At 59.3% G+C, this 19,937-nt stretch carries 18 protein-coding genes; 13 read left to right on the top strand and 5 right to left on the bottom strand.

Features of this window, described 5'->3' with window-relative positions:
- Positions 1–17: 17 nt before the first annotated feature.
- Entirely contained in the window at positions 18–449 is a 432-nt protein-coding gene (locus PI739_RS09525) for a hypothetical protein (RefSeq protein ID WP_003370480.1), read from the bottom strand.
- 450 nt (positions 450–899) lie between these two features.
- Here PI739_RS09525 and PI739_RS09520 point away from each other — a divergent pair, with 450 nt between their 5' ends.
- Together PI739_RS09520 and PI739_RS09515 are read left to right on the top strand one after the other, a co-directional pair.
- Positions 900–1,826, top strand: a complete 927-nt coding sequence (locus PI739_RS09520; protein WP_003315817.1) for a chemotaxis protein CheV — start codon at positions 900–902, stop codon at positions 1,824–1,826.
- Between the two features lie 101 nt (positions 1,827–1,927).
- On the top strand, positions 1,928–2,737 hold the full coding sequence (locus PI739_RS09515) for an MOSC domain-containing protein (protein WP_058416952.1): 810 nt from the start codon (positions 1,928–1,930) through the stop codon (positions 2,735–2,737).
- A 59-nt stretch (positions 2,738–2,796) separates the two neighbouring features.
- Here PI739_RS09515 and PI739_RS09510 read toward each other — a convergent pair whose 3' ends face one another.
- Positions 2,797–4,725: a transglycosylase SLT domain-containing protein gene (locus PI739_RS09510; protein ID WP_003370486.1), complete on the bottom strand. Its 1,929-nt coding sequence runs from the start codon at positions 4,723–4,725 to the stop codon at positions 2,797–2,799.
- Positions 4,726–4,929: 204 nt separating this feature from the next.
- Here PI739_RS09510 and PI739_RS09505 point away from each other — a divergent pair, with 204 nt between their 5' ends.
- Positions 4,930–6,840 (top strand): ATP-binding cassette domain-containing protein, encoded by a 1,911-nt coding sequence (locus PI739_RS09505; protein WP_003436344.1) that lies wholly within the window; start codon positions 4,930–4,932, stop codon positions 6,838–6,840.
- A gap of 69 nt (positions 6,841–6,909) precedes the next feature.
- Here the strand turns inward: PI739_RS09505 and PI739_RS09500 are convergent, their stop codons facing one another.
- On the bottom strand, positions 6,910–7,377 hold the full coding sequence (locus tag PI739_RS09500) for a universal stress protein (protein WP_003370492.1): 468 nt from the start codon (positions 7,375–7,377) through the stop codon (positions 6,910–6,912).
- A gap of 130 nt (positions 7,378–7,507) precedes the next feature.
- Between PI739_RS09500 and PI739_RS09495 the strand changes: the two genes are divergently transcribed.
- From PI739_RS09495 to PI739_RS09465, 7 genes are all read left to right on the top strand, one after another.
- Entirely contained in the window at positions 7,508–7,945 is a 438-nt protein-coding gene (locus tag PI739_RS09495; RefSeq protein WP_032609932.1) for a hypothetical protein, read from the top strand.
- Positions 7,946–8,637: 692 nt separating this feature from the next.
- A complete protein-coding gene (gene fadB, locus PI739_RS09490; RefSeq protein WP_054081618.1) occupies positions 8,638–10,803 on the top strand; it encodes a fatty acid oxidation complex subunit alpha FadB in 2,166 nt (721 codons plus the stop codon).
- 4 nt (positions 10,804–10,807) lie between these two features.
- Positions 10,808–11,983 carry an acetyl-CoA C-acyltransferase FadA gene (fadA, locus tag PI739_RS09485; protein ID WP_054081619.1) on the top strand — a complete coding sequence of 392 codons (1,176 nt, stop codon included), beginning with the start codon at positions 10,808–10,810 and terminating at the stop codon, positions 11,981–11,983.
- Between the two features lie 102 nt (positions 11,984–12,085).
- The gene (locus PI739_RS09480; RefSeq protein WP_003370499.1) at positions 12,086–12,322 is read left to right on the top strand and encodes a DUF1653 domain-containing protein; all 237 of its coding nucleotides are present in this window, start codon (positions 12,086–12,088) and stop codon (positions 12,320–12,322) included.
- 113 nt (positions 12,323–12,435) lie between these two features.
- Positions 12,436–15,048, top strand: coding sequence for a type I DNA topoisomerase (gene topA, locus PI739_RS09475; protein WP_003436352.1), 2,613 nt, complete (start codon positions 12,436–12,438; stop codon positions 15,046–15,048).
- A gap of 123 nt (positions 15,049–15,171) precedes the next feature.
- Positions 15,172–15,693: a DUF6586 family protein gene (locus PI739_RS09470; RefSeq protein ID WP_003436354.1), complete on the top strand. Its 522-nt coding sequence runs from the start codon at positions 15,172–15,174 to the stop codon at positions 15,691–15,693.
- A 64-nt stretch (positions 15,694–15,757) separates the two neighbouring features.
- Entirely contained in the window at positions 15,758–15,991 is a 234-nt protein-coding gene (locus tag PI739_RS09465) for a hypothetical protein (RefSeq protein WP_003315798.1), read from the top strand.
- 14 nt (positions 15,992–16,005) lie between these two features.
- Here the strand turns inward: PI739_RS09465 and sulA are convergent, their stop codons facing one another.
- Together sulA and lexA are read right to left on the bottom strand one after the other, a co-directional pair.
- Positions 16,006–16,476 (bottom strand): SOS-induced cell division inhibitor SulA, encoded by a 471-nt coding sequence (gene sulA / locus PI739_RS09460; RefSeq protein WP_054081620.1) that lies wholly within the window; start codon positions 16,474–16,476, stop codon positions 16,006–16,008.
- 9 nt (positions 16,477–16,485) lie between these two features.
- Positions 16,486–17,094, bottom strand: coding sequence for a transcriptional repressor LexA (gene lexA / locus PI739_RS09455; protein WP_003315796.1), 609 nt, complete (start codon positions 17,092–17,094; stop codon positions 16,486–16,488).
- A 256-nt stretch (positions 17,095–17,350) separates the two neighbouring features.
- On the opposite strand from lexA, the gene psrA reads away from it, so the two are divergent.
- From psrA to PI739_RS09440, 3 genes are all read left to right on the top strand, one after another.
- Positions 17,351–18,067 (top strand): transcriptional regulator PsrA, encoded by a 717-nt coding sequence (psrA, locus tag PI739_RS09450; RefSeq protein WP_003370508.1) that lies wholly within the window; start codon positions 17,351–17,353, stop codon positions 18,065–18,067.
- 120 nt (positions 18,068–18,187) lie between these two features.
- Entirely contained in the window at positions 18,188–19,186 is a 999-nt protein-coding gene (gene nagZ, locus PI739_RS09445) for a beta-N-acetylhexosaminidase (protein ID WP_170846041.1), read from the top strand.
- 9 nt (positions 19,187–19,195) lie between these two features.
- Positions 19,196–19,936 carry an S-methyl-5'-thioinosine phosphorylase gene (locus tag PI739_RS09440; RefSeq protein WP_054081621.1) on the top strand — a complete coding sequence of 247 codons (741 nt, stop codon included), beginning with the start codon at positions 19,196–19,198 and terminating at the stop codon, positions 19,934–19,936.
- Position 19,937 lies beyond the last annotated feature (1 nt).

Genomic DNA, 19,937 nt, shown 5'->3' with positions numbered 1-19,937 from the left:
GCGGGCGTGATCGAGCGTTATTGGCGGGTTGCATCTTTCGGCAAGGCCGATTGCGCGGAGGCGCTGGCCAGTTTTTCCAGCAGTTCGAGCTGTTCGTGGTCGTCCATCGTCAATTCGCCGGTCAGCGGATCGAGAAGCTCGACTTGCCAATACATCAGCGTCAGGCAGTTCTTGACGGCCAGCAGGGCTTCCTGGGAAAGCTCGTTGGTCTGACTGCCGGTTTTCAACAACTGGCACAGCTGGCGGGAAAAATCGGCAATGCACGGCACAGGAACGGCCTCTGCCTCCTGCGCGAGCTTGCGCAGGGTTGTCAGCAGGCAGCCGGTAGCGTCCTCGTCGTTGGGGATCAGCTCCAGATGCGAAAGACATTCTTCCGACTTGTGCAAAAGTGCCTGAGACAGGCTCAGGAACTGGTCGTGCTTGTGCTGCCAATCGTTGTGGCTCAGCATCCTTTGTCTCCACTGATCATGGATAGCGAACTTCCGCCCGCGGCGAATGGCTGACAGTTAATGTCGATTTCAAACAAAAGTATGTAGGACGTTTCTGAATGTCGCCAGCGCCACTCGATTGCAGGGATTGGGACGCGGACACAAATCGAACGCCATTCATGTAGTGAGAATGCCGTCACAATAGTGGCAATTAGATGTCGATCATATCAGGTTATCCCTGATTGACTTTTTGCGGATATATGATTTTGCTCTGGGCGCAAAGAGGCGCCGAGGCATTTTCGGCGCGGGTTTGAAGCTGTATTTGTGTGTCTTGAAAGCGACATCAGTAAAGCATGATGGTAAAATGACATCAATGCTTGAGAGTGGCCGTTCATCGCCATTAAGGTCCGGCTGATTTCAGCCGATACAGGCTCAACAGAATCAACGCGACCATCGCTTCAGGAGCTAATAATGGCAGGCATTCTCGACACAGTAGATCAGCGCACACAACTGGTGGGCGAGAATCGCCTGGAAATCCTCATGTTTCGCCTTGCCGGTCGGCAGTTGTTTGCGATCAACGTGTTCAAGGTCCAGGAAGTATTGCAGCTACCCAAGCTGACCCTCATGCCGCAACGCCATTCGTTCGTGTGTGGTGTGGTCAACCTGCGCGGCCAGACCCTTCCGGTGATCGACCTCTCCCAGGCCATCGGCATGCGCCCACTGGTACCGGGTCCGGGCAGCACAATCATCGTCACCGAATACAACCGGTCGGTTCAGGCTTTTCTTGTTGGCGGTGTCGACCGTATCGTCAACATGAACTGGGATGCAATCATGCCACCGCCGGTCAGCGCAGGTCGTCAGCATTACCTGACCGCCATCAGCAAGGTCGATGATCAACTCGTAGAGATCATCGACGTTGAAAAAGTGCTCGCCGAGATCGTGCCTTACAACGCCAAGGTATCCCGCGAGAAGCTCGAAGATCCGGTGCTGGAAAATGCCCGTGGTCGGGAAGTGTTGCTGGTCGACGATTCCAAGGTCGCGCTGGCGCAGTTGCGCGATACGCTGTCTCAGTTAGGCCTCAAGCTGCACGTCGCCAGCGACGGCCTCAAGGCGCTGAACATGCTCAAGGCCTGGGCGGACGCAGGCGAGAACGTGCACGAGAAGCTGCTGATGGTGTTCACCGATGCGGAAATGCCGGAAATGGACGGCTACCGTCTGACCACTGAGATTCGCAACGATGCACGCCTGCGCGGTCTGTACATCGTCCTGCATACTTCGTTGTCCGGCAGCTTCAACGAATCGATGGTCAAGAAGGTCGGCTGTGACAACTTCCTCTCCAAGTTCCAGCCCGACAAGCTGGTCGAGGTCGTGCGCGAACGTCTTTTGATGATTGTCTGACACCGCGCTCGATTCTTCATCGCGAGTGCTGCCGGCTCCGGCTTCGGATAAGCTTTGCTGTCTGCATCAAAGCTTATCCAGCCCCAAAGGAATCGGCGCACATGTTACGTCTCAGCTCGCTCTATCGTTTCCCCCTCAAATCCTGCAAGGCCGAGCCGATGCAGCGCGCCTCGTTCGATGCGTTGGGGTTGGCGGGCGATCGACGCTGGATGCTGGTCGACGCCAGTAATGGCCGATTCTTCACTCAGCGCGCCCTGCCGCACATGTCCCGACTGTCGGTATTGTGGAACACCAGCGGTGGTGTAACCCTTTCGGCACCTGGCTTCGAGCCTCTGGACGTCGCGATTCCGCTGGATATCGACTCTAATTTGCGTGGCGTGACCGTCTGGCGTGACTCGCTGCAGGTTCCGGATGCGGGTGATGAGGCCGGCGAATGGGTCAGCCGGTTTATCGGCAAGCCCACGCGCATGGTCTACCTGCCAGCGGAGCGTGCGCGCTGGATCCCTGGCGGCTACCAGACGGTCAACGACCGGGTGAGCTTTGCCGATGGTTTTCCATTGCTGCTGATCGGCCAGGGATCGCTCGATGACCTGTCAGCGCGCATGGGCAGGCCGATGGAAATGCTGCGTTTCAGACCCAATCTGGTGATCGAAGGGGCCGAGGCCTTTGCCGAGGATGGCTGGAAACGCATCCGTATCGGCGACATCGAGTTCCAGTTGCTCACGCCTTGCGCACGCTGCATCCTGACCACTGTCGACCCGGCAACCGGCGAGCGCAGTGCAGATCGCGAACCGTTTGCCACGCTCAAGACTTATCGGGAAGTTGAAGGCAACGTGCTGTTCGGTCAGAACGTGGTCAACGAGGGGGTGGGCGAGCTTGAAGTGGGCATGTCCGTCGAAGTGCTGGAGTAGGGGCGGGCAGCGCTATTGTCCGGCAGGAGTGCTGTGCGCGGCACTCCTGCCGACACCGGTCACTGGTCGTCGAAAAACCGTTCGTGCCAGTCCACCAGAGGCTGCGGCGAGTTGAGCTTCTGGCCGTAGATCACCGAGTACGACAATACGTTTTGCACGTACTGACGGGTTTCATCGAACGGAATGCTCTCTACCCAGACATCGAAGGCCAGATGATTGGCACCTTTAAGCCATTGGCGCACGCGCCCCGGGCCAGCGTTGTAGGCGGCTGAGGCGAGCACCCGGTTGCCGTTGAACTGCGCATGCACCGAGCTCAGGTAGGCGGCGCCCAACTGGATGTTGGTGTCCGGGTCGAGCACCTGCTGAGGCGAGGCCAGCGGGATGCTGTACTTGCGCGCGGTCTCCTTGGCGGTGGCAGGCATCAATTGCATCAGCCCGCTGGCACCGACGCCCGAGCGGGCATCATCCATGAAGGCGCTTTCCTGACGCGTGATGGCGAACACCCAGCTCGAATGCAGGCCGCGCACCTTGGCTTCGCGTACCAGCGTGTCGCGGTGCGCCATCGGGAAGCGAATATCCAGATCGTCCCAGTATTGCGCCTGGCTGATGGTGCGGATTGCCGGGAAATACCACTGCATGTCGTAGGCCAGCTTGGCCTGGGCAACCATCTCGTCACGATTGAACAGGCGGCTCACGTGATACCACTCGCGCCGACCGTTGACGATCTCGCCGCGATCATGAAACTCCAGTGCGCGACGCACGCCCGGCGTGTTGCGTACCTTGTTGATCAGCGCCTGGCTCAGCACCAGCGGCTTATTGTTGAGCTGGTATGGGCTCTGGGTGCGATCGGCAGCCAGAAAGCCGTAGAAGTCACGCTCCTTGGCGACATCCTTGTACAGCGCAGCAATCAGCGGGCTGTTGGGTTGCGCCAGTTCCAGAGAGCGGGCTTCCCAGTAACGCCAGCGATTGGTCGCCGCCAGATCCTTGGGCAGCCGGCGCGCGAGCTCATAGGCGTCTTCCCAGCGACCCAGGCGCAGCAACAGGCGCAGGCGCCATTCGGTCACGGTGTCGTCACGCAACTCGGGGTCATATTTGGTCATGACCTCCAGTGCGCGGTCGTCATAACGACGCGCCAGGGTCAGGCCGATTTCCTTGGCAATTTCGACCTGCTCTTCGCGGGAGAAATGCATGGTCACGGCGTAGCCATCGAGCATCGACAGGGCTTTCTGCGGGTCCTGCTTGGCGAGCCGACGCAGGCCGAGACCGACCACGTCGGACATCGCTTCGTCTACCGGGGCAAATTGCGACGGGTTGTTGACCATCTCCGGTTTCTGCGCGACAGCCAGTAGCAGGCGTCCTTGCGGTGCCAGCGAGTTGAGGCTGTCCACCAGCGTGCTGGCCAGACTGTAATTACGCGTCTGCGCCGCCAGCTTGGCGCGCTGCCAGCGCTTCTGTTCGGTCAGCTGGCCGGCGGCCGCCCACTGGGCAAAGAAACCGTCACAGGCGGCGGGTAATGTCTTGCCGGTCATCCAGAGCTTTTCAGCACTGGCGAAGCCTTCGGCGCGTTTGTTGTTGTTCAATTGGTACTGCCCGTACAGGCAGTCCAGCTCGACGAACTTCATCTTCGGGTCGTAATACTTGACGAAGGTTTGCCAGTCGCCACGCTCGGCCAGCCAGCGCAACCAGCGCAGCTTCATCCAGTTGGCTTGCGGCAGGTCGCCGTGCTCGGCAAGGAACTTCTCGATTTCGGGATTGCTTGCCGTTTTCAGGCGCGCCGTCAGTTCGTCGTATTCGAGGTAAGGCTCCAGCGGATAGTCGGCCAGGGCTGTGGCGTACATCTGGTAGGGGCCGGAATCGCCCTTGGCCAGTGCGCGCTTTGCTTCGTCGTAATACTTGCGTTGTTGGTTGAGGTCTACCGCATGAGCAGTCTGGACGGCGGTGGCGGAGAGGAGCAGGCACGATAAAAAGCTGAACAAACGACTGCGCATGAGACTTCCGAGCAGATGAGTCGGTGAAAAGTATTGCTAGCTTAGCCTTTTGCCAGCTCTTGGTGAAAGCATTGCCGACGAGCTTGTCTCATATGGAAATAATTGGCGGTCATAAAGTCTTGTCGAGGCGCGCAGCGGTGCCATGAATGCCGACATCTGCCTGCTATCTCAGGTAGAATGCGCGCCCGGTTTTTGGAGAAGCTCATGACCCTGCTCAAATTCAGCGATGTGTCCCTTGCTTTCGGCGCCATGCCGTTATTGGACAAGGTGTCCTGGCAGATCGCCCGTGGCGAGCGGGTGTGCATCATCGGCCGTAACGGCACAGGCAAATCCAGCATGTTGAAGCTGGTAAAAGGCGTTCAGAAGCCTGATGACGGGGCTGTCTGGCGCGCGCCCGGCCTCAAGATCGGCGAATTGCCCCAGGAATTGCCGGTAGCCGACGGACGGACTGTGTTCGACGTGGTGGCCGAAGGTCTGGATGGCGTCGGTGCCTTGCTGGCCGAGTACCACCACCTGGCGCAGAACTGCGTCACCGAGGAAGACCTGAACAAGCTGATGCATGTTCAGCAGGACCTCGAAGCCCGTGATGGCTGGCGCCTGCAGCAGTTGGTCGAGAGCACTCTCAGCCGCTTGCAGTTGCCTGCCGACAAGACCCTGGCCGAACTGTCCGGTGGCTGGCGTCGCCGTGTTCTGCTGGCCCAGGCGTTGGTGTCCGAGCCGGACCTGCTGTTGCTCGACGAGCCGACCAACCACCTGGATATCGGCGCCATCGCCTGGCTTGAAGAAGCCCTCAAGGATTTCCAGGGTGCAGTGCTGTTCATCACGCACGACCGGGCATTCCTGCAAAACCTTGCGACCCGCATCCTTGAGCTGGACCGCGGCGGCCTGATCGACTGGGATGGCGACTACGCCAGTTTTCTGGTCCACAAGGAAGCTGCGCTGGCTGCCGAAGAAACCGCCAACGCGCTGTTCGACAAGCGTCTGGCCCAGGAAGAAGTCTGGATCCGCCAGGGCATCAAGGCTCGTCGCACCCGTAACGAAGGTCGCGTGCGTGCGCTCAAGGAGCTGCGCGTAGAGCGCAGCGAGCGTCGTGAGCGTACCGGCAAGGCCAACATTCAGCTCGACACTGCCGAGAAGTCCGGCAAGCAGGTCATGGTGCTCGATAACGTCAGCTTCGCCCATCCGGGCGGGCCGACCCTGATCAAGGATTTCTCCATGGTCCTGCAGCGCGAGGACCGTATCGGTCTGCTCGGCGCCAACGGTACCGGCAAGACCACGCTGCTCAAGCTGATGCTCGACAACCTGCAGCCAACCGCAGGCAAGGTTGAAGTCGGTACGCGTCTGGATGTGGCCTATTTCGACCAGTTGCGTCACCAGCTCGATCTGGAAAAGACCGTAATCGACAACGTTGCCGAGGGACGTGATTTCATCGATATCGATGGCCAGAGCCGTCATGTGCTGAGCTACCTCGGCGACTTCCTGTTCAGCCCGCAGCGTGCCCGCACGCCGGTCAAGGCGCTTTCCGGTGGCGAGCGTGCCCGTCTGTTGCTGGCCAAGCTGTTCAGCAAGCCAGCCAACCTGCTGGTGCTCGACGAACCCACCAACGACCTGGACGTCGAAACCCTGGAGCTGCTCGAAGAGGTTCTGCTGACCTTCAAAGGCACTGTGCTGATGGTCAGTCACGACCGGGCATTCCTCGACAACGTCGTCACCAGTACGCTGGTGTTCGAAGGCGAAGGCAAGGTTCGCGAGTACGTGGGTGGTTATCAGGACTGGCTGCGTCAGGGCGGGTCACCGCGTCTGCTGGGCGTCGCCGACACCAAGTCGGGCAAGGCCGAGCTGGCCAGCGCTGTGGTGCAGGCCGCACCGGTTGCCGCTCAGGACATGCCGGTGGCGAAGAAGAAGCTCAGCTACAAGCTTCAGCGTGAGCTGGAGGCGTTGCCTGCGCAGATCGATGAAGTCGAAGGCAAGATGGCCGCGCTGAACGCGGAAATGGCCGAGCCGGGCTTCTACCAGCGCTCGTCCGAGCAGACTGCAGCCGTGCTGGCGCAGCTGGAAAACCTGCAGGCCGAACTGGACAAGCTGCTGGAGCGTTGGGCCGAACTGGACGAGTGATCGTCCGGCGCGTCTCAGGTTGCAGGAAAAGCCCGGGTCACCGGGCTTTTTGCTATAGCGGGCCCGGGATTATTCAGGCTTCTTGTCTTCCTGTTTGTTGAGGCGTACGGCCAGTACGTCACAGGGCGCGCCATGCACGACGTCGTTGGTGGTCGAGCCTAGCAGCAGGGCCAGGCCATGGCGGCCGTGGCTGCCGACAACGATTACGTCGCAACCCTTGTTCTTGGCCAGTTGATGGATTTCCTGACGCGGCTGGCCATACACAAGATGGCTTTCGCCTTCGTTGAGCAGCGGGAATCTTAGCTTGAGCGAGTCCTGTACTTTCTTGAGTTTTTCCTTGGCCTGGTCGAATTGCTGCTGCTGCAACTGCGACAGGTCCATGGGTACATCACCGCCAAAGGCCATTGCCATGGGTTCGACGATGTGCACGATCGACAGCTTCGCGCCGCTGTCTTTTGCCAGCATGCTGGCGCGGTGGATGACCGATTCACACTCATCGGTGAGGTCGATGGCAACCAGAACGTGTTTGTATGGCATGAGGGTGTCCTCCGGGAGAATTGCAATGATGGGAGTATGGCTCTTTCGTTCGCATCTGGGCAGGCCCCCGTGCAAGTCATTGTTTTCAAGAATGTTGTAAAGAGCCTGAAATCGGCTGGGGGCAAGAAATATGACGGTCTGGATAGTCCTGTCAATCATTGGTGTAATGCTGAGTCCGCTGGTGTGGTTACGTCCCTCGCGCCAGCAAAGCGGCAGGATGGCGTTGCGCATGCAGGCGCGGCGGCTGGGCATGGGTATGCAACTGACCCCGCAGGAGTGGCCGCACTGGCTGAGCAAAGAGCCGCCCAGCCCTTGCGCGCAGTACCATCGTCCGCGTCTGGGCTCGCATGCAGATACCTGGGTGTACTGGCAAAGCGAACCGGGCGTATGGCTTAACCGCTGGCGCGAGCCTTGCGAGGACGCGAGGCTGCTGCCCCACCTGCAAACGTTGCCCGTGGATGCCTACAAGGTCGAGGCTGATGGGCAACTGATTGCGGTGTACTGGGCCGAGCGGGGCGAGGCAGAAGTGTTACAGCGTATTGATGCGGTGCTCAGGGCGCTGGCCTGACCCTGAATCGCAGGCATTAAAAAGCCCGATAACAACATCGGGCCGGGGTTGGCCAGGCAGGCCGATAATTCGTCGCGTGCCGACAGGCTTTCGCTGCCATGTCGGCTTTCGCTGTTGCGCACCCGCAAATCAGCTGCATTGCGAGCCTCTTGTGGCGCAGTGCTGCGACTCTAGACCTTTTGCTCCTTTTTGTCGCGATTCCTGCAAATATTTTTTGCATGTGCCCTCGTGCGGTGCGTTCCTGGCTGATTTTCCCCGCGCTTATCGATTGTCACGCATCGCGATTATTGTCATGCAGAGGCCCGTCGTCCCTGGCGTGGCGGCTTATTACCGCGCTCCGCGTCCAGCAACTGCAGGGCATTCAAGTGAGCACTATCATTACCGCGAATGATGGAAGATCTTAGGTTGCAGCGGGCATTATGGGGCCTCGGCATGTTCCTGTTAAAACGCGAATTTTCAGGCGTTTTGTCGAATTGACAATCTTGTGGTTATGCCTGATGGTGTGCGTACCCAAATCAAACGGGCGTATGAAATGAGCGTTTGGTCGTCAGAGGGCTCTCACAGAATCCCGACTACCACGTCGCGGCGGTAAGCGTGTGATTTGGCGTGTTCATCGACGGCGACGTCGTAGCCCCGTCGGACATTGAGGTCCGGCGGGTATTGTTCAGCTTCCATATTGTGGAGATCAGTTGATGATTTACGAAGGTAAAGCCATCACGGTTAAGGCTCTTGAAAGTGGCATCGTCGAATTGAATTTCGACCTCAAGGGTGAGTCCGTCAACAAGTTCAACCGTCTCACCCTCAATGAGTTCCGCCAGGCAGTCGACGCGCTCAAGGCCGACGCATCGGTCAAGGGCGTGATCGTCACCAGTGGCAAAGATTCATTCATTGTCGGCGCCGATATCACCGAATTCGTCGACAACTTCAAGTTGCCGGAAGCTGAACTGGTCGCTGGCAATCTGGAAGCGAACAGGATTTTCAGTGATTTCGAAGACCTGAACGTGCCGACTGTCGTCGCAATCAACGGTATTGCGCTGGGCGGCGGTCTGGAAATGTGCCTGGCCGCAGATTATCGAGTCATCTCCAGCAGCGCTCGCGTCGGTCTGCCCGAGGTCAAGCTCGGCCTGTACCCGGGTTTTGGCGGCACCGTGCGTCTGCCACGCATTATCGGCGCTGACAACGCGATCGAGTGGATCGCCTCGGGCAAGGAAAACGCCGCAGAAGATGCGCTCAAGGTTGGTGCCGTGGACGCGGTGGTTGCGCCAGACAAGCTGCAGGCTGCTGCCCTTGATTTGATCCAGCGCGCCATTTCCGGCGAGTTCGATTACAAGGCCAAGCGTCAGCCGAAGCTGGACAAGCTCAAGCTCAATGCCATCGAGCAGATGATGGCATTCGAAACCGCAAAAGGCTTTGTCGCAGGTCAGGCCGGCCCGAACTATCCGGCCCCGGTAGAAGCCATCAAGACCATCCAGAAAGCCGCCAACTTCGGTCGTGACAAGGCGCTGGAGATCGAAGCTGCCGGTTTCGTGAAAATGGCCAAGACTGCTGCTGCGCAGAGCCTGATCGGCCTGTTCCTGAACGATCAGGAGCTGAAAAAGAAAGCCAAGGGTTACGACAAAATCGCCAAGGACGTGAAACAGGCTGCCGTACTGGGCGCCGGGATCATGGGCGGCGGTATTGCCTATCAGTCGGCAGTCAAAGGCACGCCGATCCTGATGAAGGATATTCGCGAAGAAGCCATTCAACTGGGTCTGAACGAAGCGTCCAAACTGCTTGGCGGTCGTCTGGAGAAAGGTCGTCTGACCGCTGCGAAGATGGCCGAAGCGCTTAACGCCATTCGTCCTACGCTGTCCTACGGCGATTTCGGTAACGTCGATCTGGTCGTCGAAGCAGTCGTCGAGAATCCCAAGGTCAAGCAGGCGGTACTGGCCGAAGTCGAAGCCAATGTGGGTGAAAACACCATTCTGGCGTCCAACACCTCGACCATCTCGATCAGCCTGCTGGCCCAGGCCCTCAAGCGCCCGGAAAACTTCGTCGGCATGCACTTCTTCAACCCTGTGCACATGATGCCGCTGGTGGAAGTGATCCGTGGCGAGAAATCCAGTGAAGAAGCGGTCGCCACGACCGTTGCCTACGCCAAGAAAATGGGCAAGAACCCGATCGTGGTCAACGACTGCCCGGGCTTCCTGGTGAACCGCGTGCTGTTCCCGTATTTCGGTGGTTTCGCCAGACTGGTCAGTGCAGGCGTGGATTTTGTGCGCATCGACAAGATCATGGAGAAATTCGGCTGGCCGATGGGGCCTGCCTATCTGATGGACGTGGTCGGTATCGACACCGGACACCACGGGCGTGATGTCATGGCCGAAGGCTTCCCTGATCGCATGAAGGACGATCGCCGCTCTGCGATCGACGCTCTGTACGATGCCAAGCGCCTCGGGCAGAAGAACGGCAAGGGTTTCTACGCGTACGAGACCGACAAGAAGGGCAAGCCCAAGAAGGTCAATGACCCGGCGGTGCTGGACGTGCTCAAGCCGATTGTCTACGAACAACGCGAGGTCAGCGATGAAGACATCGTCAACTGGATGATGATCCCGCTGTGCCTGGAAACGGTCCGCTGCCTGGAAGACGGCATTGTCGAAACCGCTGCCGAGGCTGACATGGGCCTGATCTACGGTATCGGTTTCCCTCCGTTCCGTGGCGGCGCGCTGCGCTACATCGATTCCATCGGTGTTGCCGAATTCGTTGCCCTGGCTGACCAATACGCCGAACTGGGTGCCCTGTATCAACCGACCGCGAAGCTGCGTGAGATGGCCGCCAATGGCCAGAGCTTCTTCGGTCAAGCGTCTTCCGAGGAATGAACCAATGAGCCTTAATCCAAGAGACGTCGTGATTGTCGACTTCGGTCGCACCCCGATGGGCCGCTCCAAGGGCGGCATGCACCGCAACACCCGCGCTGAAGATATGTCCGCGCACCTGATCAGCAAGTTGCTCGAGCGCAACAACAAGGTCGATCCGGCCGAAGTCGAGGATGTGATCTGGGGCTGCGTCAACCAGACCCTGGAGCAGGGCTGGAACATTGCGCGCATGGCGTCATTGCTGACCCAGATCCCGCACACCTCGGCCGCCCAGACGGTCAGCCGTCTTTGTGGTTCGTCCATGAGCGCGCTGCACACGGCTGCTCAGGCAATCATGACCAACAACGGTGACGTGTTCGTCATCGGCGGTGTCGAGCACATGGGGCATGTCAGCATGATGCATGGCGTCGACCCGAACCCGCACATGTCCCTGCACGCCGCCAAGGCCTCCGGCATGATGGGCCTGACCGCTGAAATGCTCGGGAAAATGCACGGCATCACCCGCGAGCAGCAGGACGCTTTCGGCCTGCGTTCCCACCAGCTGGCGCACAAGGCAACGCTGGAAGGCAAGTTCAAGGACGAGATCATCCCGATGCAGGGCTATGACGAGAGCGGTTTCCTCAAGGTCTTCGACTACGATGAGACTATTCGTCCGGACACCACCCTGGAAAGTCTGGCGGCACTCAAGCCTGCCTTCAATCCAAAAGGTGGCACCGTGACTGCCGGTACGTCTTCGCAGATCACCGACGGTGCGTCGTGCATGATCGTCATGTCGGCCCAGCGTGCCCAGGACCTCGGCATCCAGCCGATGGCGGTGATTCGTTCGATGGCGGTGGCCGGTGTCGACCCCGCAATCATGGGTTATGGTCCGGTTCCGGCCACTCAGAAAGCGCTCAAGCGCGCTGGTCTGAGTATTGCCGATATCGACTTCTTCGAGCTCAACGAAGCCTTCGCTGCACAGGCCTTGCCGGTGTTGAAAGATTTGAAAGTGCTCGACAAGATGAACGAGAAGGTTAACCTGCACGGCGGCGCCATCGCTCTGGGGCATCCTTTCGGGTGTTCCGGTGCACGCATCTCCGGCACTTTGCTCAATGTCATGAAGCAAAATGGCGGCACCTTCGGTGTGTCGACCATGTGTATTGGTCTGGGTCAGGGCATCGCGACCGTTTTCGAACGCGTCTGATTCCTGAGTGTGATGCGAGCCGGGGCTTGGTGCCCCGGCTTTTGTTTTTTGGAAAAATGGTTTCAGGCAAATTTTCTGGACGTGTTACAAGAGGACCGCGACATGCAATTGCAGCCAGGGCTCTATCGCCATTACAAGGGCCCGCACTACCGGGTTTTCAGCGTTGCAAAACATTCCGAAACCGAAGAGGAAGTCGTGTTCTATCAGGCTTTGTACGGCGATTTCGGCATGTGGGTACGTCCCTTGAGCATGTTTCTGGAGTCGGTCGAGGTTGACGGCGAGCACGTCCCGCGCTTTGCTCTGATTGAGGCTGAACCCAGCCTGTTTTCCCGAACGTGAGAGGCGATTGCACAACAGGCTGTGCTTGACCTCACCTTGTAGCCACTATATATAGCGTGGCCTTTACAAGCTCCTCACTGTCTTTCATCTAGTATTCAGGAATTTTCTGATCCATGGGCAAATCGCTGGTCATCGTGGAATCCCCGGCTAAGGCCAAGACCATCAACAAGTATTTGGGCAACCAGTACGTGGTGAAGTCGAGTATCGGCCATATCCGAGACCTGCCCACCAGCGGTTCGGCGAGTGCCGCCAAAGATCCTGCCGCCAAGCGTGGCAAGGCCGCTGCGGGCGAAGGCCCGGTACTGACGCCGAAAGAAAAGGCGCAACGCCAGCTGGTCTCGCGCATGGGAGTCGATCCGGAACACGGCTGGAAAGCCAAGTACGAGATCCTCCCCGGCAAGGAAAAGGTCATCGAAGAGCTGCGCAAGCTCGCCAAGGATGCAGACACCATCTATCTCGCGACGGACTTGGACCGCGAAGGGGAAGCCATTGCCTGGCACCTGCGCGAAGCCATCGGTGGTGATGACAGCCGCTACAAGCGCGTGGTGTTCAACGAGATCACCAAAAAAGCCATTCAGGAGGCGTTTTCCAAGCCAGGCGAACTGGACATTGCCCGGGTCAATGCCCAGCAGGCGCGTCGCTTCCTCGACCGCGTCGTCGGCTACATGGTTTCCCCACTGCTCTGGCAGAAAGTTGCCCGTGGCTTGTCCGCCGGGCGTGTGCAGTCGGTTGCGGTGAAGCTGGTGGTCGAGCGCGAGCGTGAAATCCGCGCGTTCAACCCTGAAGAATACTGGGAGATCCACGCCGATCTGGGCACCGCCAAGGGCGCCAACGTGCGTTTCGAAGTAGCGCGTGAAAACGGCGAAGCGTTCAAACCGCTCAATGAAACCCAGGCCATGGCCGCTCTTGAAAAGCTCAAGGCGTCCAGCTACAGCATCGTCAAGCGTGAAGACAAGCCGACCAGCAGCAAGCCATCGGCGCCGTTCATCACCTCGACCCTGCAGCAGGCGGCGAGCAACCGTCTGGGTTTCGGCGTAAAGAAGACCATGATGATGGCCCAGCGCTTGTACGAAGCTGGCTACATCACTTACATGCGTACCGACTCGACCAACCTGTCGGCTGATGCAGTCAGCATGGCGCGTGACTACATCCAGACCGAATTCGGCAAGAAGTACCTGCCGGAGTCGCCCAACGTCTACAGCAGCAAGGAAGGCGCGCAAGAGGCTCACGAAGCGATTCGACCTTCCGACGTCAACACTCACCCGAGCAAACTGACCGGGATGGAGCGTGACGCCGAGCGTCTTTACGAGTTGATCTGGCGCCAGTTCGTGGCCTGCCAGATGCTGCCTGCGCAATACCTGTCGACCACCGTCACGGTCGCCGCCAGCGATTTCGAGCTGCGCGCCAAGGGCCGCATCCTGAAATTCGATGGTTATACCCGTGCGCTGCCGCAGATGGCCAAGCCGGGCGATGACGATGTTTTGCCGGACATGGCACAGGGCGAAACCCTGAAACTGAACAAGCTCGATCCAAGCCAGCACTTCACCAAGCCGCCTGCGCGTTACTCGGAAGCGAGTCTGGTCAAGGAGATGGAAAAACGGGGCATTGGTCGCCCGTCGACCTACGCAGCGATCATCTCGACCATCCAGGACCGTGGCTACGTGGCGTTGCATAACCGCCGCTTCTACTCGGAAAAGATGGGCGACATCGTCACCGGACGTCTGTCCGAAAGCTTTTCCAACCTGATGGACTATGGCTTTACCGCCGGGATGGAAGAAAACCTCGATGACGTGGCTCAGGGGGAGCGCGACTGGAAAAACGTGCTGGACGAGTTCTACGGTGATTTTCGTAAAAAGCTCGACGTGGCCGAGGCCGCTGATGGCGGCATGCGCGCCAACCAGCCGGTGATGACCGACATCCCGTGCAAAGTGTGCGGCCGTCCGATGCAGATCCGTACAGCCTCGACGGGCGTTTTCCTGGGTTGCTCCGGCTACAGCCTGCCACCCAAGGAACGCTGCAAGGCGACCGTCAATCTGACTCCCGGCGACGAAATTGCCGACGATGACGAGGGTGAGTCCGAATCGCGGGTTCTGCGCGGCAAGCATCGCTGCCCGATCTGCAGCACGGCGATGGACGCCTACCTGCTGGACGAGAAGCACAAGCTGCATATTTGCGGCAACAACCCTGATTGCACTGGTTACGAGATCGAGGAAGGCACTTACCGTATCAAAGGCTATGAAGGTCCGAGCCTGGAATGTGACAAGTGTGGCAGCGAGATGCAGCTCAAGACCGGCCGTTTCGGCAAGTTCTTCGGCTGCACCAACCCGGACTGCAAGAACACCCGCAAACTGCTGAAAAGCGGTGACGCAGCGCCGCCGAAGATGGACCCGGTGAAGATGCCGGAGCTCAAGTGCGACAAGGTTGACGATACCTACATACTGCGTGATGGCGCTTCGGGCCTGTTCCTGGCCGCCAGCCAGTTCCCGAAGAATCGCGAAACCCGCGCACCGCTGGTCATCGAAATCGCCCCGCACAAGGACGAAATCGATCCCAAGTATCACTTCCTTTGCGAAGCGCCGAAGAAGGATCCGGACGGTCGTCCAGCAGTGATCCGCTACAGTCGCAAGACCAAAGAGCAATACGTCCAGACCGAAGTAGAGGGCAAGCCTACCGGCTGGCGTGCGTTCTACGACGGCAGCGCCTGGAAGGTTGAAGACAAGCGTTGATCGCAAGCGCCCGGCTCAAGGTAGCCGGGCGCTGTTTTCGATAGGCATCAGCCTGTTTCGCCGGCCTGTCCAGGCGCCGCAGGCTATGCTGTTCTCTATCCCATCGTTGTGGAGAGTGTCGCCATGGCCCATGAGCTCTATACCCGTACCAACCAGAAAATCTATTTCGCAGGGCTCTCGCTCGAGGCGTTGGGCAGGGCGGAGAAGGGGCAGGCGGTGAACTCTCCTGCGTTGTTGCAGGCAGAGCGCGAGTCCGTGCTGTTTCATCTCTACGGTGCGCTGCTGGGCCTGTGCCACGAGATCGCAGGCTACTACCGTCTGCCACAAGCCGGTACGCGTCGTGCGGAGGAATTGTTGACGCAGGAAGTGTTGGACGCCATCGCCATCCCAGAAATGGCCGAGCTGGTAGAGCTTGCCCAGAATCGCCAGACTTGGCTTGCGCAACTGCTGTCGGCCTATAACGCATTATATGAGCCGCCTCGTGCGCCGAAAAAGCTCAAGGGTGATGTCACGCAGCCGATGATACAGGCAGTGAACCTGGATGCCGAGCCGGAGTCTGAACTCTCACGTGAAGAGCTTGAAAATTGGCGTCAACAACTCAAAGGGTTGGCCATCCGTTTTCGTGAAGGCCTGAGCGAATGCTGAAAACCAATGAAGTAAGGGCTGGCAGGCTGTTACAATGCCGGCTTATCGCGGAGTAACTGTACCAATGCCTACCTCTTTCCTGGAAATTGTCGAACTACCTGACGGACGTATAGAGCTGCGTCGTGCCGATGACGAGGGTTCCCTGGTAACGCTTGATTTCTCTGCGGATGCCAAAGCGTTCATGCAAGGTCAGCATGTCGAAGTCGCCAAAGCCATGTTGAGTGTGGGTGTGCAGATGGCTGGCCGCCTGGCTGAAGGCGAAATCGAAAAGGATGATGTGCCTCACGTTCTGCACTGATCGACGACTGGGCCTCAGCCCAGCCGGATGTTCAGGCTCTGTGCTTCCCCGATTTTTGCTGCACTGATCAATTGCTGACGCGCTATGGCGCCCAGCGGGTTGATCCAGCTCACCACCGTATGACTACGGCCCAGTCGAAGTGCTTCGCGCGTCAGCTCCAGTACGCTTTGCGTGCCGCGTGGCTGCAGCAGAAGAATTCGCTCTCTGTTGAGCCCCGCATCGCGCAGCCATGTCTGGGTCAGGCTGGATGGCGGTGCGATCAGCGTCAGCCAGCGCGCATCCAGTTCCTCGCTCAATTCCCGAAGGATGGGTGCAAGAAGGTTGAGGCAGTTCCCGGCAGCGCCACGCAATGACAGTTCACTGAAGGGCTCTGGGTCGTTGCTCCACGGCGTTTCGACTGCATCTGTGAGCAGAGGGGCGATGGGCTGGGCCAGAAACGCCTCGAACAGCGGCAATTGCGAATGCGGTGCTTGATGGAACTGCATAACGTCTCCTTAGCGGCGAATGACGCCGACGCTTAAACCTTCGATCACCAGTTCCTGATCCTTGAGATCGACCTCGATGGGTGCGAAATCAGGGTTTTCCGCCAGCAGCCAGACCTTGCTGCCTTCGCGCTTGAAGCGCTTGACGGTCACTTCATCGCCGATCCGGGCAACCACGATCTGGCCGTTGCGGGCCTCGCGCGTGGTGTGCACGGCGAGCAGATCGCCATCCAGAATGCCGACGTCCTTCATGCTCATGCCGTGAACGCGCAACAGGTAGTTGGCGCTCGGGTGGAAGAAGGACGGGTTGATGTTGCAGGACTCTTCGATGTGTTGCTGAGCCAGGATCGGTGCACCTGCTGCGACGCGGCCGATGACCGGCAGGCTGCTGTCATCGGGCCGCGCTTCGAAGCCGGGAATTCGAATGCCGCGTGAAGCACCCGGAGTCATTTCGATGGCGCCCTTACGGGCCAGGGCCTTGAGGTGCTCTTCCGCCGCGTTGGGCGATTTGAAGCCCAGCTCCTGAGCGATTTCCGCACGTGTCGGCGGGAACCCGTTGTCTTCCAGGCAGCGTTTGATGAAACCCAGGATTTCAGCCTGGCGTGGCGTCAGTTTGATCATGAGGGGCGCTCTGGCTTTTTATACAGTGACTGGGATTATATACAGTGAAGGCGCGTTGGCAATCATCCATTTCATTTTCGCCGCCAGGCGGTGGTCAACCCGCGTAGCGCTTCTCGTCCAAAACCTCGGTAACACCTGCGTTTTGTCATTTAACATCCATTACCGTGACTGTTCGGCCACAAAATGAACGGCCCGGCTTGACAACCGAGGCGTTTGATACGTATGTTTCAAACGTTCGTTTGTTAGGCAGAGAGCCATGGCCCAGTCGGAAACCGTTGAACGCATTCTTGATGCTGCCGAGCAGTTGTTTGCAGAGAAAGGCTTTGCCGAAACGTCCTTGCGCCTTATCACCAGCAAGGCGTCGGTCAATCTGGCAGCAGTGAACTATCACTTCGGCTCGAAGAAGGCGTTGATCCAGGCCGTATTCTCGCGTTTTCTGGGACCCTTCTGCATCAGTCTTGATCGCGAACTGGAACGTCGCCAGGCAAAGCCCGAGCACAAGCCAAGCCTTGAGGAACTGCTGGAGATTCTCGTCGAGCAGGCGCTTGTGGTGCAGCCACGCAGCGGTAACGACCTGTCGATCTTCATGCGCCTGCTGGGGCTTGCCTTCAGTCAGAGCCAGGGCCACCTGCGCCGCTACCTCGAAGACATGTATGGCAAGGTGTTCCGTCGCTACATGACACTGGTCAACGAAGCGGCCCCGCGCATTCCGCCCATCGAGCTGTTCTGGCGCGTGCACTTCATGCTCGGTGCTGCCGCGTTCAGCATGTCCGGCATCAAGGCCCTGCGCGCCATTGCCGAGACCGATTTCGGCGTCAATACCTCCATCGAGCAGGTCATGCGCCTGATGGTACCGTTTCTGGCCGCCGGCATGCGCGCCGACACCGGCGTCAGCGACCCGGCAATGATCGCCGCGCAGCTCAGGCCGCGTACCAAGAGCAGCACCGGCACACCAGCGGTCGCCAAGGCCTGAAGCCCTTGCCCTGAATCAAGCGGCACCGGCGTGTCGGATTGCGTCGGGCTTCAGGATCAAGCACCATGCCCGGATTGTGAACGAGCACTGGTGTGTAAGGGTTTTTCTATGAGTTCTGGCCTGCAAGGCTCCCTGATGGTCGATGTCGCCGGCACCTGGCTGACCAGCGAAGACCGTCAGTTTTTGCGTCAGCCCGAAGTGGGCGGTTTGATCATCTTTGCCCGAAACATCGAGCATCCCCGTCAGGTTCGTGAGCTGAGCGCCGCAATTCGGGCCGTGCGCCCGGACCTGCTGCTGGCCGTCGACCAGGAGGGCGGCAGGGTGCAGCGCCTGCGTGAGGGGTTCGTACGCTTGCCGCCAATGCGTGCCATTGCCGACAAGCCTGATGCCGAGCTTCTGGCTGAACACTGCGGCTGGCTGATGGCGACCGAAGTGCTGGCGGTCGGACTGGACCTGAGCTTCGCCCCGGTGCTGGACCTCGACTACCAGCGCAGCGCCGTGGTCGGCACGCGTTCGTTCGAAGGCGATCCGCAGCGCGCGGCGTTGCTGGCAGGGGCGTTCATTCGTGGGATGAACGCTGCAGGCATGGCTGCCACCGGCAAGCATTTTCCCGGCCACGGCTGGGCTGAAGCCGATTCTCATGTGGCTATTCCGAATGACGAGCGCAGCCTCGAAGAGATCCGCGCCAGTGATCTGGTGCCGTTTGCACGTCTGAGTCAGCAACTGGCTGCAGTGATGCCGGCGCATGTCATCTACCCGAAAGTCGATTCGCAGCCCGCAGGCTTTTCAAGGCGCTGGTTGCAGGACATTTTGCGCGACGAACTGCAATTTGACGGTGTTATTTTCAGTGACGACCTGTCGATGGCCGGCGCTCATGTGGTCGGGGATGCGGCGAGCCGTATCGAAGCGGCGCTGACAGCCGGATGCGACATGGGCCTGGTGTGCAACGACCGGGCGGCCGCCGAGCTTGCGCTGGGCGCTGCGCAGCGTCTGAAGGTCAAGCCTTCGCCACGTATCGCGCGCATGCGCGGTCAGGCATCGGCCAGTACCGACTATCGGCAACACCCGCGCTGGCAGACCGCGCTCCAGGCTCTGCGCGCTGCTCAACTGATCGATTAAGGATTTGCGATGACTGTTTACGCGATTATTGGCGGCACCGGCCTGACCCAGCTCGAGGGCCTGAACATTCGGCAATCCCTGCCGATGAACACCCCTTATGGCGCACCTTCCAGCGAAATCCAGATCGGCGACTATGCCGGTCGCGAGGTGATGTTTCTGGCGCGCCACGGCCACCCGCACCGCTTGCCGCCGCATCAGGTCAACTACCGGGCCAATATCTGGGCACTGAAGCAGGCGGGTGCCGAAGCGATTCTTGCGGTCAACGCAGTCGGTGGCATTCATCCGGCCATGGGCACCGGGCATTTCTGTGTGCCGCATGATCTGGTCGACTACACCAGCGGTCGCCAGCACACGTTCTTTGCCGATGATCTGGAAGAGGTCACGCACATCGACTTCAGCTATCCATACAGCGAGCCCCTGCGCGCCCGGCTGATTGCAGCATTGACTGCCGAGGGATGCGCGTTCTCCGACCGGGGCGTCTATGCCTGCACCCAGGGACCGCGTCTGGAGACCGTTGCCGAAATCATCCGCCTGGAGCGCGATGGCTGCGACATCGTTGGCATGACTGGCATGCCCGAGGCCGCGCTGGCTCGTGAGCTGGAGCTTGAATACGCCTGCCTGGCGCTGGTGGTCAATCCGGCAGCGGGCAAGTCGACGACCGTCATTACCATGGCGGAAATCGAACAGGCCCTGCGTGAGGGGATGGGCAAGGTGAAGGCCACGCTTGCCCGGGTCCTGTCGGCGTCCTGAG

Origin of the sequence: Pseudomonas cerasi (genome assembly GCF_027983475.1) — a bacterium.
Lineage (GTDB): Bacteria > Pseudomonadota > Gammaproteobacteria > Pseudomonadales > Pseudomonadaceae > Aquipseudomonas > Aquipseudomonas cerasi.
The sequence above is the reverse complement of the archived record's forward strand: the minus strand, read 5'-3'. Positions and strand labels throughout refer to the sequence as shown.

Coding starts and splice junctions, on each gene's coding strand:
- PI739_RS09525 (WP_003370480.1), bottom strand. CDS start 449: ATGCTGAGCCACAACGATTGGCAGCACAAGCACGACCAGTTCCTGAGC.
- PI739_RS09520 (WP_003315817.1), top strand. CDS start 900: ATGGCAGGCATTCTCGACACAGTAGATCAGCGCACACAACTGGTGGGC.
- PI739_RS09515 (WP_058416952.1), top strand. CDS start 1,928: ATGTTACGTCTCAGCTCGCTCTATCGTTTCCCCCTCAAATCCTGCAAG.
- PI739_RS09510 (WP_003370486.1), bottom strand. CDS start 4,725: ATGCGCAGTCGTTTGTTCAGCTTTTTATCGTGCCTGCTCCTCTCCGCC.
- PI739_RS09505 (WP_003436344.1), top strand. CDS start 4,930: ATGACCCTGCTCAAATTCAGCGATGTGTCCCTTGCTTTCGGCGCCATG.
- PI739_RS09500 (WP_003370492.1), bottom strand. CDS start 7,377: ATGCCATACAAACACGTTCTGGTTGCCATCGACCTCACCGATGAGTGT.
- PI739_RS09495 (WP_032609932.1), top strand. CDS start 7,508: ATGACGGTCTGGATAGTCCTGTCAATCATTGGTGTAATGCTGAGTCCG.
- fadB (WP_054081618.1), top strand. CDS start 8,638: ATGATTTACGAAGGTAAAGCCATCACGGTTAAGGCTCTTGAAAGTGGC.
- fadA (WP_054081619.1), top strand. CDS start 10,808: ATGAGCCTTAATCCAAGAGACGTCGTGATTGTCGACTTCGGTCGCACC.
- PI739_RS09480 (WP_003370499.1), top strand. CDS start 12,086: ATGCAATTGCAGCCAGGGCTCTATCGCCATTACAAGGGCCCGCACTAC.
- topA (WP_003436352.1), top strand. CDS start 12,436: ATGGGCAAATCGCTGGTCATCGTGGAATCCCCGGCTAAGGCCAAGACC.
- PI739_RS09470 (WP_003436354.1), top strand. CDS start 15,172: ATGGCCCATGAGCTCTATACCCGTACCAACCAGAAAATCTATTTCGCA.
- PI739_RS09465 (WP_003315798.1), top strand. CDS start 15,758: ATGCCTACCTCTTTCCTGGAAATTGTCGAACTACCTGACGGACGTATA.
- sulA (WP_054081620.1), bottom strand. CDS start 16,476: ATGCAGTTCCATCAAGCACCGCATTCGCAATTGCCGCTGTTCGAGGCG.
- lexA (WP_003315796.1), bottom strand. CDS start 17,094: ATGATCAAACTGACGCCACGCCAGGCTGAAATCCTGGGTTTCATCAAA.
- psrA (WP_003370508.1), top strand. CDS start 17,351: ATGGCCCAGTCGGAAACCGTTGAACGCATTCTTGATGCTGCCGAGCAG.
- PI739_RS09440 (WP_054081621.1), top strand. CDS start 19,196: ATGACTGTTTACGCGATTATTGGCGGCACCGGCCTGACCCAGCTCGAG.